The sequence below is a fragment of the Thalassospira povalilytica genome, from assembly GCF_002844235.1.
Taxonomy (GTDB): Bacteria; Pseudomonadota; Alphaproteobacteria; order Rhodospirillales; family Thalassospiraceae; genus Thalassospira; species Thalassospira povalilytica.
In genome coordinates, this window is sequence record NZ_PGTS01000003.1 from 556351 (window position 1) to 571617 (window position 15267).

General features: G+C 55.1%; 13 protein-coding genes. 3 read left to right on the top strand and 10 right to left on the bottom strand.

Annotation, left to right across the window (positions count from 1 at the left end):
- Window positions 1–14: 14 nt before the first annotated feature.
- The 3 genes from CU041_RS11010 to CU041_RS11020 form a co-directional block, all read right to left on the bottom strand.
- On the bottom strand, window positions 15–1295 hold the full coding sequence (locus CU041_RS11010) for a TRAP transporter large permease (RefSeq protein ID WP_101246922.1): 1281 nt from the start codon (window positions 1293–1295) through the stop codon (window positions 15–17).
- Window positions 1295–1807: a TRAP transporter small permease gene (locus CU041_RS11015; RefSeq protein WP_101246923.1), complete on the bottom strand. Its 513-nt coding sequence runs from the start codon at window positions 1805–1807 to the stop codon at window positions 1295–1297. The genes CU041_RS11010 and CU041_RS11015 overlap by 1 nt, the downstream gene beginning before the upstream one ends.
- 88 nt (window positions 1808–1895) lie before the next feature.
- Entirely contained in the window at window positions 1896–2888 is a 993-nt protein-coding gene (locus tag CU041_RS11020) for a sialic acid TRAP transporter substrate-binding protein SiaP (protein ID WP_101246924.1), read from the bottom strand.
- Between the two features lie 123 nt (window positions 2889–3011).
- On the opposite strand from CU041_RS11020, the gene CU041_RS11025 reads away from it, so the two are divergent.
- A complete protein-coding gene (locus tag CU041_RS11025) occupies window positions 3012–3896 on the top strand; it encodes a GntR family transcriptional regulator (protein WP_147250585.1) in 885 nt (294 codons plus the stop codon).
- 19 nt (window positions 3897–3915) lie between these two features.
- On the opposite strand, the gene CU041_RS11030 is transcribed toward CU041_RS11025, so the two are convergent.
- Window positions 3916–5172: an HD domain-containing protein gene (locus tag CU041_RS11030; protein WP_101246926.1), complete on the bottom strand. Its 1257-nt coding sequence runs from the start codon at window positions 5170–5172 to the stop codon at window positions 3916–3918.
- A 263-nt stretch (window positions 5173–5435) separates the two neighbouring features.
- On the opposite strand from CU041_RS11030, the gene CU041_RS11035 reads away from it, so the two are divergent.
- Entirely contained in the window at window positions 5436–7973 is a 2538-nt protein-coding gene (locus tag CU041_RS11035; protein WP_233433084.1) for a sensor histidine kinase, read from the top strand.
- Window positions 7974–8067: 94 nt separating this feature from the next.
- Here CU041_RS11035 and CU041_RS11040 read toward each other — a convergent pair whose 3' ends face one another.
- Together CU041_RS11040 and CU041_RS11045 are read right to left on the bottom strand one after the other, a co-directional pair.
- Window positions 8068–9024, bottom strand: coding sequence for a 2-hydroxyacid dehydrogenase (locus tag CU041_RS11040; protein ID WP_101246928.1), 957 nt, complete (start codon window positions 9022–9024; stop codon window positions 8068–8070).
- Between the two features lie 47 nt (window positions 9025–9071).
- Window positions 9072–9647 (bottom strand): hypothetical protein, encoded by a 576-nt coding sequence (locus CU041_RS11045; RefSeq protein WP_101246929.1) that lies wholly within the window; start codon window positions 9645–9647, stop codon window positions 9072–9074.
- Between the two features lie 204 nt (window positions 9648–9851).
- Between CU041_RS11045 and CU041_RS11050 the strand changes: the two genes are divergently transcribed.
- On the top strand, window positions 9852–10466 hold the full coding sequence (locus CU041_RS11050) for a hypothetical protein (RefSeq protein ID WP_101246930.1): 615 nt from the start codon (window positions 9852–9854) through the stop codon (window positions 10464–10466).
- Window positions 10467–10539: 73 nt separating this feature from the next.
- Here CU041_RS11050 and CU041_RS11055 read toward each other — a convergent pair whose 3' ends face one another.
- The 4 genes from CU041_RS11055 to CU041_RS11070 all read right to left on the bottom strand — a co-directional run bounded on the left by CU041_RS11055 (window position 10540) and on the right by CU041_RS11070 (window position 14948).
- A complete protein-coding gene (locus tag CU041_RS11055) occupies window positions 10540–12027 on the bottom strand; it encodes a DUF4139 domain-containing protein (RefSeq protein ID WP_101246931.1) in 1488 nt (495 codons plus the stop codon).
- A 234-nt stretch (window positions 12028–12261) separates the two neighbouring features.
- Window positions 12262–12747, bottom strand: coding sequence for a flagellar assembly protein FliW (gene fliW, locus CU041_RS11060; protein WP_101246932.1), 486 nt, complete (start codon window positions 12745–12747; stop codon window positions 12262–12264).
- A 109-nt stretch (window positions 12748–12856) separates the two neighbouring features.
- Complete coding sequence (locus CU041_RS11065) at window positions 12857–14230, bottom strand: adenylate/guanylate cyclase domain-containing protein (RefSeq protein WP_101246933.1); 1374 nt, start codon at window positions 14228–14230, stop codon at window positions 12857–12859.
- On the bottom strand, window positions 14214–14948 hold the full coding sequence (locus CU041_RS11070; protein ID WP_101246934.1) for a Crp/Fnr family transcriptional regulator: 735 nt from the start codon (window positions 14946–14948) through the stop codon (window positions 14214–14216). Before CU041_RS11070 ends, CU041_RS11065 begins: the two co-directional genes overlap by 17 nt.
- Window positions 14949–15267: the final 319 nt, after the last annotated feature.

Sequence of the window (15267 nt, forward strand, 5' to 3'; positions counted from 1 at the left end):
TCTATTTTCGTGCTTTATTGCCGATAAAGAAGTTCAGGCAAGAACAGGGTGATCGAAGGAACATAGGTCAAAAGCAACAACACAGCGATCAGCGGAACCAGGAACGGCATGGTGGCCTTGGCACAGCGTTCAAATGATATGGCCGACACCTTGGACAGCACATAAAGCACCATGCCGATGGGCGGTGTCAGAAGGCCGATCATCAGATTGAGGATGACGATGATGCCCAGATGGATCGGGTCGATGCCAAGCTGCAGCGAGACGGGCAGCAAGACCGGTACCAGAATGGAAATTGCCGCAATGGTTTCCATGAACAGCCCGATCACAAGCACGATCAGGGTAATGATCAGAAGAATCAGGGCCTTGTTCTGGGTCAGGCCAAGCAGGGTCTCAGAGAACACAACGGCGGCCTGATTGGCGGCAAGGATCCAGGCAAAGACACTGGCGGTCCCGACAATCAGCAAAATCGATGCAGTTGTTTCGATGGTTTCAATCGAAACCCGGATCAGTTTTTTCCAGCTTAGGGTCCGGTAAACCGCCATGCCCAGAAGGATGGCATAGCTTGCTGCGCAAACAGCGGCCTCGGTCGGGGTAAACATGCCAGATGCAATGCCACCGACAATGATGACCGGGGTCAGAAGTGGCAGAAAGGCGGTCTTGAAGGTCGATCCGACAAGCTTCGGGCTGAAGGCGACGTCGCGCGGATAGTTGCGTTTACGCGCCATCCACCAGACCATGACCATCAGGGATGCCGCCATCAGAAGACCCGGGATGATACCCGCGACAAACAGTTCCCCGATCGAGACCGAGGCCATGACACCAAAAATAACAAGCGGCAGCGAAGGCGGAATGATCGGCCCGATGGTTGAGGACGCGGCCGTGATGCCGACCGAAAAGTCGTCATCATATCCGGCGTCGCGCATTGCCTTGATTTCAATTGATCCAAGGCCCCCGGCATCGGCAACAGCGGCACCGGACATGCCGGCAAACACAATGCTGGCGCCGATATTCACGTGGCCCAAACCACCATGGGCCCAGCCGACAAGGGCGCGGGCAAAGGCAAAAATCCTGCTGGTGATACCGGCCGAATTCATCAATCCGCCAGCAAGGATAAAGAATGGAATGGCGAGAAGCGGAAAGCTGTTCATGCCGTTGATCATGTTATGAAGCAGCACGACAGGCGGCATGCCTTCAAGCAGGATATAAAGCAGCGAGGAAAGACCAAGTGCCACGGCAATCGGCAAGCGCAGGGCGATCAGGACGACCAGCGATACCAGAAGAAGAATGAAACTCATCAGCGCGGTCTCCGCAGCAAAAGATAGATCTGGTAAAGATGGACGACCATCAGGACGCCAAGGGCAGCCAGGATCAATCCATAGAAGTAGTATTTGGGAAGTGGCAGAGAGACCATCTTCTGGTAGGAGGTCTTGGTCATCAGCTCGTTCAGGGAATAGATGGCAAAGCCAAAGAAGCCTGATGACAGCAACAGTGCGACAAGTTTGAGCTTGGTCAGACCCCGCCCGGCAAGTTTGTCGATAAATTCAAGGCGGATATGGCTGTCGACAAGCTGGCATTTGATCGCCCCGACAAAGGCCAGGAGAATAAGCAGGTAACGTGCGACTTCCTCTGTCCAGGCCAGTGAGTCATTCAGGACGTAGCGGGTGAAGAATTGCAGGAACACCGTGACGAACAAGGCACAAAACACCAGCAAAGCCGGAAAGTCGGCCCAAGTGATGTTCAAGCGGAAATTCGTTTCGGCTTCTTGTTGTTCCTGTTCCTTGAAAAGATCCCCGTTGATGTCAGACATTTTTGTCTCTCCGTTGGGAACGGGACATGACGTAACCGGGGGAAATGGTTTCCCCCGGCCGGATTCGGGATGGAAAGGTCAGGCGGGGTTAACCCTTGATCGCCTGAAGGCGTTCATAAATTTCCGGATCCCATGGCATGTCGTCGCTTTTCAGGCGCGGAGCAATAACGTCAATGAACGGACCACGATCAACCTTGTTGACCGTAACGCCCTGTGTGGTGAACCAGTCAGCCAGTTCTTTTTCGCTTTTGACGATTTCATCGGATGCGTGAATGCCGGCTTCCTGAAGGGTATCAAGCAACAGTTTTCCGTCTTCTTCACCCAGTTTGGACATGGTCGAAGGTGAAACCAGCATGATCAGCGAGTTGATGATGTGCCCTGTCAGATTGATGTTTGACTGAACTTCATAGAACTTTTTGAACTTGATGGTCGGAAGCGGGTTTTCCTGTGCATCAACAACGCCTTGTTGCAAGGCAAGATAGACTTCGGAAAAGGCCATCGGTGTCGGATTGGCACCGGTTTCCTTGGGGAACATCTGATAGGCTGGTGCATTGGGCGTGCGGATTTTCAGGCCCTTCATATCCGCCGGGGTCAGGACCGGTTTGTTGGACGTGACATGACGCGCGCCATAGTAAACAAGCCCTGCAATCTGGTTGCCGGTGACGTCGGTATATTCCTTGGACAATTCGGCAAACAGATCGGATTTGACGTAATTTGACCAATGATCATAGCCGCGAAGCGCAAAGGGATAGTCCGAGATCGAGATCGGCGGGTAAGTCTGCCCAAGATAGGCAACGCCGGTATAGATGATGTCAATGGAACCCAGCGTCAGGGCTTCGTTGATGGCGGCTTCCTTGCCAAGCTGGGAGGCAGGATAAACCTTGATTTCATAGCGGCCGTTTGTACGTTCCGAAAACATCGATGCGGCTTCAAGTGCGGCGCGATGATACGGAGTATCGACTTCGTAAACATGGCCGAATTTCAAGACTTCTTGCGCCTTGGATGCGTTGGACATTCCTGCAAGGGTTGCAAAGGCCGTCAATCCCATCAGAAGCGTACGGGACAATTTCCGAGTGAACATTTAGTCCTCCTTGATTGTGGTTATTTTTATTTTTTGTTTTTTCCAATTGATCTTAGGGAACAGTTGCCAAGGACCTCAACTGTCTTTAATGCTTAAAAAACATCCATAAAGACAGGGGCTTTGGTGGCGCGTTCGGACCAGAAATTCAAAACCAGCTTCAATACCTGGCTTGACAGTGTTGCGGTCGGAAACTGCCCGGAATCCATATCGGGACTGGCAAGATTGCTGGGAGTGAGCCGGACGTTGGCGCGCAGTATCCTGCACCGTGCGCGCGAGATCGGCCTGATTGCCGAGGACAGCTTCCCGGTTGTGTTTTTGCGCAAGACGACCAAGTCCGATTACTTTTCGAACGCCGATATCAGAAGCCTTGAAGAGCAACTTGAAACCGATTTCATGATGTGGCTTCGTACCACGCAGCCGCCCCCGGGCAGTCGCCTGCGCGAAGCCGTTCTGGCCCGACAGTTCGGCGTTTCAAATACAACCATTCGTGAATTTCTGATCGGCCTAAGCCGGTTTGGCTTCATTCGCAAAGAACCACAGCGCAGCTGGATCCTTGAAGGGTTTACCGAACAATATGCCCTTGAGCTGCACGAGGTGCGCCAGATGTTCGAGACGCGTGCGATCAGCGCGATTTTTACAATCCCCAAGGAAGCCCCGTTCTGGGGAAAGATGCTGCGCATCCGGCAAGAACATATTCAATTGCGCAAAGAGATCGACACCAGATTTATCGAGTTTTCAGAACTTGATAGCCGTTTTCACCGCATCCTCAATGCCGCGACCGGCAACCGGTTCATGGATGGCTTCCAGGATTCGATATCACTGATTTTCCATTTCCATTATCGCTGGTCCAACAAGAACCAGGTTGAACGCATCATTCTTGCCATCCGCGAACATCTTGAAATTATTGATGCGATTCTGGATCGGGATCAGGTTGGAGCCGTGAAGGCGCTTGAACGTCATCTGGCAACGGCACACCAGACATTCGTGGCATCAATCCACCGTGACTAGGTGATAACGACCTTTGTTATCAGTCAAACAGGCTTGCTGCTGCGGCCTGTTGGGCCGGGTCGGTCAGGCTGCCGACGCGTCTGAGGAAGGAATGCTTTTCCTCGTAATAGCGTTTTGACAGATCGGCAAAGCAGCGGACTTCGACATCCTTGTTGATGTGAAACTCGCGGCGCGGGACTTTGGCCTCGTTCAGGTCAAAGGTGCTGGCCGACGCGCTGATCTGGTGGTCAACCGCGTCGGCAACGCCATCAAGCTCGATCCGGTTTTTCAGGCTATGGAGGAATTTCTTGAAGGCCGGGTGGCTGTTCAGGAACGCCTTTTCGGTCAGAAGGAAGTCATCGGCGGCAAAGTCCGGCGCATTTTTAACGACAAATTCGCGGCACAGATGGTCGGTGGCAAAGCACATCGGGCCAAAGATGAAATTGCGATAGATGTCTTCTTTGAGCTGCCAGAATTTGTCCAGGCGTTTGAGCGAGTCCGCATCAAGTTTGACGGCAGCTTCGAGCAGCAGGCGCGGGTGACAATGGACGTGATTGGGATGCACATAGGTTTTCGTGCGGCTGATCCCTTCGAGGGTATCGATATTGACCGGACCGGAAAACAGGCTGGCATGCGGGTGGTTTGATTTCTTCGACAGAAGCGCGATCACTTCATCAGGATCAACATTGTGTTTGACCAGCAGATGATTGACCGACAGATCAAGTTCGACTTCGCCGGTGATGATTTTTTCGGTCAGCTGATGGTGGTTCAGGTTGAACCGCCGGGCAAATTCCGGTTCCAGCGTATGGGAAAACGGTCCATGGCCGATATCATGCAAAAGTGCCGCAGCACCGAGCAAATCACAATCGGCATCCGATAACCCCATCAGGCGGCAATAGCGTTGCGACAGAAGGGCAACGCCGATGGTGTGGTCATAGCGCGAATGACGGATATTGGCCGGGCGTCCATTGGGATGGAACAGATAGTCGATCGCGCCCAAAAACGAGATTTCACGCAGCCGTTCAAAGGCGTGCGATGCGATCAGCTTTTTATGCAGCGGCCGGTCAAAGGCCGAGGCGATCTGGGCGCGTTTGAAATGGTAGTTATATTGCGGGACATCACGAAACAGCAGTTCCCATTCGGCAATGTCATCGGCGTTGAAATTGCTGTCAAACAGATCGCCGATTTCAGGGCCGGTATTTTGCGCGGCCTTCAGCGCGGCAGAGTCCTTTTGTGGTGCGGCCGGCTTGGCCGCCGCACGTGGAGCAAAAAGATCTAGCTGCGGTTTGGGACTCATCTGAGATTATAGATACACTTGATCTGTTACGAATGTCGGTCCCGCAGACATAAACGGATTCAGTGCCCATGTCATTGCGGTTTTTCCACAGGCGAACCCCGTGAAACACGGCTTTGCACAAGGCTGTTGCCGAGATGATGCGAAACGGTGGTAAAAGCACCCTGTTTTCACCATAATAATAGCTCATAAACACAAACGGTTAACAACACGTGACACGGAACGCATCCGAGCAAGCTTCCAAACTGAGCGGGGGAAGGAAACAGGTGAGGGCATTTTTGCGCAACTTGCCCAGATGTCGGCTGTCTGCCCTTCTTGCGGGCGGAACGGCGATCGCATCGATGCTGTTTCCTGCTGCAAACCTTGTTGCCCAGGAAAAATTTCGCCTGAATGCGCCGGCGCAAACCGCCGCGCCCGAAGGAATCGGTGCGACAATTTTCGGAAGCCTTGCCGGACTAAGCGACCGTGACTGGCTGGTGGTTGCACTTGCCGCTGTTGGCGGGGCGGCGATTGCCGGCTGGATCGGCTGGCGGATGTCGCTTCGGATGCGCCGCCATCTTGAAGAAGTTGAAGATCACGAACATGAGCTGGCCGGTGAGAGCGAGCTTTTCACCCATCTTTTGTTTGCCGGGCCCGATCCGGTTTATTACTGGAGCCAGCAGGGCTTTGCCGAAGGCGCAAGCCCGTCTTTGCGCCGGGCGTTTCAACTGGGCACGGATGGCCGGTTCCCCGATTTGCTTGATCTGTTGCGCGACGAGGATGCCAAGGCCCTGAAGGAGCGTGTGCGCAACCTTAAGGCCGGACATGACCGGTTTGAATTGTGGATCACGACCCTTGATGAGCGCAAATTCCATGTTACCGGCATGGCGGCGCGCAAGGACCGGTCAAGCGAGGTTCTGGCCCATGGATTGTGGTTCCGCGATGAAACCCGCCATACGCGCGAGCGTGAAAGCCAGTTTGGTGATTTTCAGGCCCTGAAGCACGAGGTATCGGGCCTTCGGGTGTTGCTGGACAGTTTGCCGTTCCCGGTATGGCGGCGCGATAGCGAATTGCGTCTGATTGATTGCAATGCGGCCTATGCCGATGCGGTCGAACAGCCAAGCATCGAAGATGCGCTGGCCAATCAGGCCGAAATCGGGGCGGGGATCATTCCCGATCACGGGCGGTCGCTTGCCGCATCGGTTCAGCGCAATGGCGAAAGCCTGACACGGGATTATCATGTGGTGATCAGGGGCGACCGCAAATTGCTGCGTATTACCGAATCCCCGTCCACCGATGCCAATGGATCGGACGGGCTGATCGGATTTGCGATTGATTGTACCCCGGTCGAGGAATTGCAGTCCGATCTGTCGCGCCATATTCGCGCCCATGCCGAAGTTCTGGAAAATCTGGGAACGGCAATTGCGGTTTATGGCGGGGACAAGGGGCTTATTTTCTTTAACACCGCCTTTACCAAGCTTTGGGATCTGGATGACGAATGGCTGTGGTCGGAGCCAACCCATGACGATGTTTTGCGCCGCCTGCGCGATGAACGCAAATTGCCCGAAGTCACCGATTTTACCCAGTTCCGCAATGCCGAAAATCAGCGATTTACAGATCTTTTGAAGCCTGAAGAAGATTTGATGCATCTGCCAAATGGCATGACCTTGCGCCGGTTCATATCGCCCCACCCGTTTGGCGGTTTGATGTTTGTCTATGAGGATGTGACAGACAAGCTGGTGCTTGAAAGTTCCTATAACACCCTGATTGCGGTTCAGCGCGAGACGCTTGAAAGTCTGCATGAAGCGGTTGGCGTGATCAGTGGCGACGGGCGGTTGCGCTTGTATAACCATGGCTTTGCCGATCTGTGGGGACTTGATCCGGCCTTCCTTGATGCGGCACCGCATCTGGCCGAGGTCGTTGAAAAATCCCGGGACTACTGGCGCGAACGCGAAGACTGGGAAAAGTTCAAAAGCCGGATGGTGGCACGTATCACCAATCACGAGCCGATGAATGGACGACTTGAACGGGCCGATAACACCATCATTGATTTCGCCATTGTGCCGCTGCCTGACGGGGCGGTGATGATGTCTTATATCGATGTGACCGATACCATCCGGGTCGAACGTGCGCTTCGTGAACGTAACGAGGCGCTGCGCACCGCCGATCAGATGAAGTCGGATTTCATTTCCACGGTATCGCGCGAACTGACCAAGCCGCTTGATCATATCAATGGCGAATCTGATCGTTTGATCCCGCATCTGACCGGCAATGTGGCGCGTTCGGTCGAAACCATCCGGGCCGAAGCGCAAAGCATGCTGGCCCTTGTTGATGATATGCGTGATCTGGCGACATTGGGATCGGGGCAGGTCGCACTTGAACTTGATACGGTGGATCCGCGTCGCCTGTTACGGTCGCTGGAGGCCCTGACGCGGGCCCGCCTGGCGGAACTTAATGTGTCGCTGCGCCTGTATTGTTCGCGCAATATCGGCTGGATGGTGGCCGATGAACGCCGCCTGAAACAGGCCTTGTTCATTCTGGTGACCAACGTGTTGCGCACCGCCCCTGAAGGCAGCGAGGTTTCCGTGGTGGCACGCCGCCGTGGCGAGGATATCGAAATTTCGATCTCGCTTTCCGATGAAGCCCCGCAACCGATGCTGTTTGAAGGGTTGCGTGATGGGGAATCGCCATCCGCCCGCCGTGCTCTTGGCATGGCGATGGTCCGTGCGGTGGTCGAAATCCATGGCGGTCGCGTCAAGATCAGCCGCGATGGCCGCGAGATCGCCTGTATCCTGCCTGCTGGCGAGGAAAGCGATCTGGGATAGGTGGCGATAGGGCCGCCAGACAGCAAACAGGTTCGGGAAATGAAAAAGGCGCTGGTATCAGCGCCTTTTCCTGTTTCGGGTTCGGGGATACCGATCAGACCGAATAGGGGACTTCCTTGCCAGCGACAAAGGCGTCGATGTTATCAAGCGCACGGAAACCCATGGCATTGCGGGTTTCAACCGTGGCTGATCCCAGATGCGGCAAAAGGAACGTGTTTTTAAGATCGCGATAGGCCGGTTCGATGTTTGGTTCACCTGCAAAGACATCAAGGCCAGCCGCGGTGAGTTTGCCCGATTTCAGGGCCGCAATCAGGTCACCATCATTGACCACATCACCACGTGCGGTATTCACGATGATCGCGCCATCGGGCAGCTTGGCGATGAAGTCGGAATTGACCATGCCGCGGGTTTCCGGGGTCGACGGGCAATGCAGCGACAGAAAATCACAATGGGGCAGCAGGCCATCAATGCTGTCGTGATAGGTCGCGCCGAGTTCCTGATCAGCGGGCAGCCGGCGGCGATTGTAATAGTGGATTTCCATATCAAAGCCGCGCGCGCGTTTGGCAACGGCCTGACCGATGCGGCCCATACCAACAATGCCAAGACGTTTGCCGGTGACCTGGGTGCCCATCAGATGGGTCGGACGCCAGCTTGACCAGGTGGCGTTGCGGACCTCGGCCTCGCCTTCGCTGGCACGGCGGGCCGCGCCAAGGATCAGAAGCCACGCGATATCGGCCGTCGCATCGGTCAGAACGCCCGGTGTGTTGCCGATAATCACGCCCTTTTTCCGGGCTGCAGCCAGATCGATATGATCGGTCCCGACCGAGAAGGTGGCGACGATTTTGACACTGTCGGGCAGTTCTTCAAAAAAGGTCGCATCAATCGGATCGCCGACGGAAACAAGGGCCGCGTCTGCGCCGTGGCACAGGGCCAGGATTTCATTGCGCGACAGCGGGTCGTCCCCTTCCTGTGTGCGGATGTCATAGCTTTGGGCGGCGCGTTTGGCGACGGCTTCGGGCAATTGACGGGTGACGGCAAGGACGGGTTTCATTTTTGTGTTTCTCCCTGATGAAGGTGATTTTTCAAATCGTTATAAAGTCAGAATAACTGCCCGATGGCCAAACGGATACCGATTGATGTGATGACAATCGATAACAGGAAGTCGGCAATGACAATGGCGCTGGCAGTGGGAATTGGTACGGACAGGGTCAGGCGGGTGATAAAGATGCTGTAAATCAGTGTCGCGATCACCGCAATCATGACAAATCCGCCGGTGCCAAGCATCGGAAACAGCACACCGAGTGCCAAAGCCAGCAGATAGACACCCATCTGAAGGACACTTGCCCAGTTATAGACGGTCATAAAGGCGACATAGCGTTCGGCGCGGCCCAGCATCGGGGTGATGTGAAACATCAAAAGCGGAAAGGCGACCCATTTGATGACATAGGCGATGACTTCGGTCGTCATATAGCGCAGGACCGGAAAGTCATCCGGGGCGGAAACAAGATCATGCCAGCGCAGAAACGCAAATGCCGGAAAGATGATCACAGCCGCCAGAAAGGACCGCCAGAATCCTTCGAGCGAGAAATTGAAAAACGCAAGTCCACCCGTATCACCACGGGCGATACGCCATGTGCCATACAAGGCACGCAGAGTTTCGGTTTGTAAGCTCATTGAAGACTGATTTCCGGGCAGTGGGGCAAGTTGAAATGCAATCAGGTCCCCAAGCCTATCAGGCTGCCCAGTACAGTGAAACAGCTTATCGCGGGTTATCCCCCCAAGAGGTACGATCCTTCACAAAACACCTGTTCGAAACGTCTTTTTGAGGCGCGGTCATCGTGCAGCATGAGGGTTGAACAACAAACTGGCGGGATCAGGATGGGGGACAAATCGGACGAATATGCGTTGCGTTTGTCCTATCTTGAACAGGCAGATGCCAATTCGCTGGCGGTGGCGCGACTGTATCTGGAAATGGCAAGCGGCCAGCATTATCGCGACCGTGAATATGCCCTGAGCCTGTTTGACAAGGCCGATACGATTTTCGCCAAACATCTTCCGACATCACGCGATGCGGCGATTGCCGGTCTTGCACTTAGTCTGAATAACCGGGCGGCACTTGAACTGGAGGCCGAAGAATGGGACTGGGCGATTGATGCGGCCAGTCAGGCCGTGGCACTCAGACGCGACAGGCTGCGCAATTGCGTCGGGCGGAAGGATGATACAGAGCGCCTTGATCTTGGTTATTCGCTGGCAGCACTTGTTCTGGCCATGCGCGGTGCCGGGCATAACGATCATGCCTGTGATGCCGCGGCCGAGGCAATTCACGTATTGGGCAAGTTTGCCGGGATGCACAATCAGGAAGCGTTTGTTCTTCTGACCAAGCTGATCTGCATTTACGCCGATTTATGCAATGTGATCGGGCGTCTGCCCGATGCCGCATTGCTATTGCCATTGGCCAAGGCGTTCTACAGCACACGAAAAGGCCGCACGTAACCGCCCGGCCAAACAAAAAACGGCTGCAAAACCATGGGTCTTGCAGCCGTCGGGACGGGTGGGTGGAAAGGGCCTAGCGGCTGCTTTCGACTGACCAGCTGACCTTGATTTCGGATTTTGCCGGGACCTTGACCGTCCAGGTGATCAGACCGGGATCCGGGCGGTCATGCTTGTGGCTTTCCTTGGTGACCGTCCAGTCAGACGGTACATTTTCGCGAAGGGTGACAGTTTCTTCGCGGTCGCTGGTGTTGCGGATGGTCCAGTTCAGATCTGCCTTGACCGCATCAGGCAGGTTCGGGCGCGCCGTGCGCGAGAAGGCGGTAACTTCCCGGGTGCCTGAAAGTTCACTGGCCTGACCGATCGGCAGGATCGCATCGCGTCCGACCGGGGTCAGCGACATGTAATTTTCCGCAAGGAATCCGGTGTCACCCGACGGGGCCTTGGCAAAGATGCGGGTGATGCCGGCAGGCCATGGACTGTTTTCATCCGCGCCACCATCATTGGTCAGTTTCAGTTCAAGATCGGGGCGGACAAAATCGGTCTGGCTGCTTTGGCCCATGCCATAAGGGTTGCTTGATGCCTGGAAAATGGCCCGGCGTTCAACCGGCAAAATCTGGGCATCAATCAATGGCAGGATGACCGTGTCGCCGTTTTTCATCGAAAGATCGTTGAACGGACCATAGACATGCAGATTTTCAAATGTCTCGCGGTCCGGGGCACCGGCACCCGGTGCGGCACTGTCGGCCATGGCGGACATCATCATTTCGGTGCGCGCACCTTTGGCCATCGGTGATGCGCCGACCTGGTTCATGTCGCCGGCAACAAGTCGAAGCTGTGCGCCATCGATGGTGCTGCCCGAATTGTTGGTGACACGCGCAATGGCCGAGAGTTTGATCTGGTTTGTCTGACTGTCATAAACCGCAACATAGGACGTGTTCCAGCCAATCCCGCCCAGAAGATAGGCCATCGAGACATGGTCAAGAGGGGCTGTGGTGGCAATGTCGGCATCAATCGACGGACCGGTGGTGAAATCGTCCGGCAGGTCGTTGATGATGATCCGATCCATTGGCACCTGTTCGATCCCGGCATCGGTCTGAACCAGTGCAAGATGGGTCAGGGCAACAAGTTTGCCTTCGATCAGGTCGTCATCGCCACGGCGAATGGTGACGGTTTTGCCGATCTGATCGCGCAGCAGGCTTTCAAACGCGTTGTAGCCATTGCCGCGATTGCGTAGTGACGTCCAGACCAGATCACTGTCGGTCGCAGTACCGATCAGAAATGAATCATCAATCAGAGTGGTGGGAAGCCCGCTGATGCGTAGCGTGCTTTGGCCATCGGGAATGGTGGCTTTGCGCTGTTCGGCGATCAGTGACAGATTGCCCGGATAAACCGTCAACTGCAACTTGGTGCGCGCATCCGTCGAAAGCGGGATGGCCGGGCCAAGATTGTTGCGTTCCTCGACCGTGCTTTGGGCACTGGCCGCTTCGATATCCTGTCCGAAAAATACCGCCGTGCCCAACATCGCAGCCAGCGCAAAACGGTTACGCAAAGTTCCAGCCATTTCCGGTCCCTTGATTGATTTTAAAGAAGTAATGACTGCTACCATCGCGTGAAAAGATGGCAGGATCAAGGAAAGGGCTGGACGATTTTAAGTGCCGCGTCAAAAGCGGCGGACAAGGCCAAGTCATTGCCGCAAAAATACGCCCTGCCTGACATGGTCGCTATTGTCGCGACCATGTCAGGCAGGGGTCGGTATCAAGCGGCGTCTGAAATGCCGGGCGTCAGGGGATTTGCGTCAGTTCACGACGTGGCGGAACGAATAGCCACCCATTTCCGGCAGATGGTGCTGATAGGCCGACTGGCGGGCGGTATCGATGATGATCGGCGCACGCAGATTGACCGACATGCTGATATCGCCGTCTTCTGGTTTGTGCAGAGTCACGATCAGCAACACCGCGCCGTCATTTTTCTTGATGCCGTGAATATTAAAGGCCTGTTCAAGATGTTCGGGGCGGATGGTGTCGCTATCAAGATTGTAGGGGGCGACGATAAAGGCCAATTCCGGTTCGGTCAGGCATTGCATCAGGATAAAGGCATTGGACCCGTCGCCGGGGAAACTTGCCAGTGCAAAGACGTTATGATCGGGAAAGCCTTTGAGACCGGCCGGGAAATAGATTGCCTTGTCCCAAGCAAATTCCCGTTCACCAAACAGGGTGGTTAGCGTCACGGCAGTCGGAACGGCGTCCGCAGCCGGTGCATTCACGTCAAGCGTCTTGACCATCGTTTCCTCCTGCTGATCAGATCGCGTATCGAACCAATCCTAATGCAAAGCACGTTGGTCCGGTATCCCGGAATTTCAAGGGGTTGCCCGATGCGCCGGAATTTTCCGATCACCCCTGTTCGGCGGGCCGGAAAAGGACACCGACGGGTTCGCTGAAACCTTTGACCTGAATGGTTTCGGTCTGACTGTACGGGGCCAGAAGAACAGGCGCACAAACCGGGACTTCGTTGCGGAGTTTGTTGGCGAAATCGGCACTGATGACCATTTCGCTGCCAAGTTCGCGGGTGGCCTGTTCAAGGCGGGCAGCCAGATTTACACTGGCGCCGATCACGGCCGAAGTCATGGCTTCGCGCTGGCCGATATCACCCACAACGGCGGCTCCGAAATTCAGACCGACCCCGATCCTGAGCGGTTCGTCACCATCGGCGGGATCGGTGGCCTGCCATTCGGCGACCTGATTGATGATGGCCTGGGCCGCGCAAAAGGCATTGGCGGCGGGGCGTTCAAGATTGTCAAAGGCGGCGAAACTCGCCATTACGGCATCGCCGATATATTTTTCGACAATCCCGCCATATGCCCCGATCTGGCTGGTGGTGATTTGGTGAAACTGATTGAGAAACCGCATCACTTCCTGTGGGTCGCGTTTTTCGGCAAAGCGCGAAAAGCCCATGATATCGGCAAACAGAATGACACATTCGCGCCGTTCGCCGACCCGGACCGGTTCATCACGATCGGCAAGCTGATCGGCAAGGGCGGTGGGGAAATAGCGCGCCAGATTGCCATGGGCGCGTTCAGCCGCGGCAAACTGGTTGATCAAAACACGCAGGCGCGAAACCATCACCGCACAGGCCAGCGTAAAGACGATGACGATAATGACCTGTTCGGCCAGTGCCGAGATATCGACGAATTCCGGCAGGTTATAGGTATCGATCAGTTCCTGCTGGGTCGGGTTCCATTCGTCGCCGAAATGCTGCGATACAATCACGCCCGGACGGGTGACAAGCCACCAGATCGCCCCGCACCAGGCAACAAACAGCCAGAACCCGAACCATAAAATCAAACGCGGCGAAAAGGTCATGATGACCAGTGCCATCATGATCATCGAAAAGACGACGCCACGGTCACGAACAACAAATCCGTAAAGCCATGCCGGGTGATCAATCAACGGATTGAGCGGATCGGGCACGACCGAAACATAGACGATCAGGGCCGCATCAATCACCGCAAGCAGATAGATCATCCAGTATGTCTTGCCGCCGCGAAAGGCGACAAACAGCTGGATAAACACGCCGGGAATGAACCAGCCAAGTACTTCGAGCAGGGTATAAAGTTTGCCGGTGGGGGAATCGGGTTTGCTGAACAGCAACAGGATAAAGGCCAGCATGCAGATGCGCAAAAACGCGACAAGGATCAGCCCGCGCTTTTCCTCGCGTGCGACAAGGCGGTCAAACAATGAATCCGAAGGTTCAGTTTTTGATGGCATCAGCAAGAAGTTGTTTCAGCCCGTCGCTGTCCTTGATGATCAGTCGGCCGTCACGGCGGGTGATCATCCCCTGTTTTTCAAGTTCACGCAGTTTCTTGTTTACGGCTTCGCGCGTCACGCCAAGCATCAGACCAAGTTCCTGTTGCGACAGCGGAAGTGCTATGCGGATGCCTTCGGGATCGGGTCCGCCATGACGTTCGGCCAGCCACAGAATGCGTTTGATCAGACGTGCGGTCAGATCAAGGAAATTGGCATCTTCAAGAAGATCGCTGACCCAGCGCAGGCGACGGCACAGAAGGGCCGTGATATGGCGCCGCAGCGGTGCTTCGCGGTCAAAGATTTCAAAGAAGTCATCACGTGAAATGAACAGGGTCCGGGTCGGGCCGACAGCCCGTGCGGTTGCCGTGCGCGGTTCGCCATCAAGAAGGGCGATCTCGCCAAAGACGGCACCGGGTGCCAGAACGTTCAGGACGATTTCCTTGCCGGTTTCCGAAACAGATGAAATGCGGACCTTGCCGGCCTCGACCGCATAAAGTCCGTCGGCCGGTGCACCCTTTTCAAACAGCAACTGCCCGTCTTCCAGTCGGCGTACGGTTGCCTGACCGGAAAGTTGTTCGAGCAATTCAGGATCGAGATCCTCAAACAAAAAGCTGCCCGCCAAAATACGCGAAGCGATTTTTGCAAGCTGCGGTGATGTTGGGCCGTTGACACTGTTCACGGAATTCACTTTGGAAATAGCGTTACTTAAAGGGACGAATCGTCACGTTTCTAAGCCAAAGTAGCACAAATAACCCGATTTACAGCAAGCGTTTTCGATTTCTCCGTCCTTGGGGCAAACCGGGGATGATCGTTGGGAAACAGCGCGATGGCGGGGAATATCGGCATGCGCACATTGGCGATTTGCCCACAGCACCCAATGTCTATGTGAACTCGATGACGCAATCACGGGGCAACAAGGAACCCATGTGGCGGCAGAAATCAGGCGGGGCGGTTTTGATCACGGGGCCGAAAGGCCCGGTAAATGGCGGGTTTCGTAA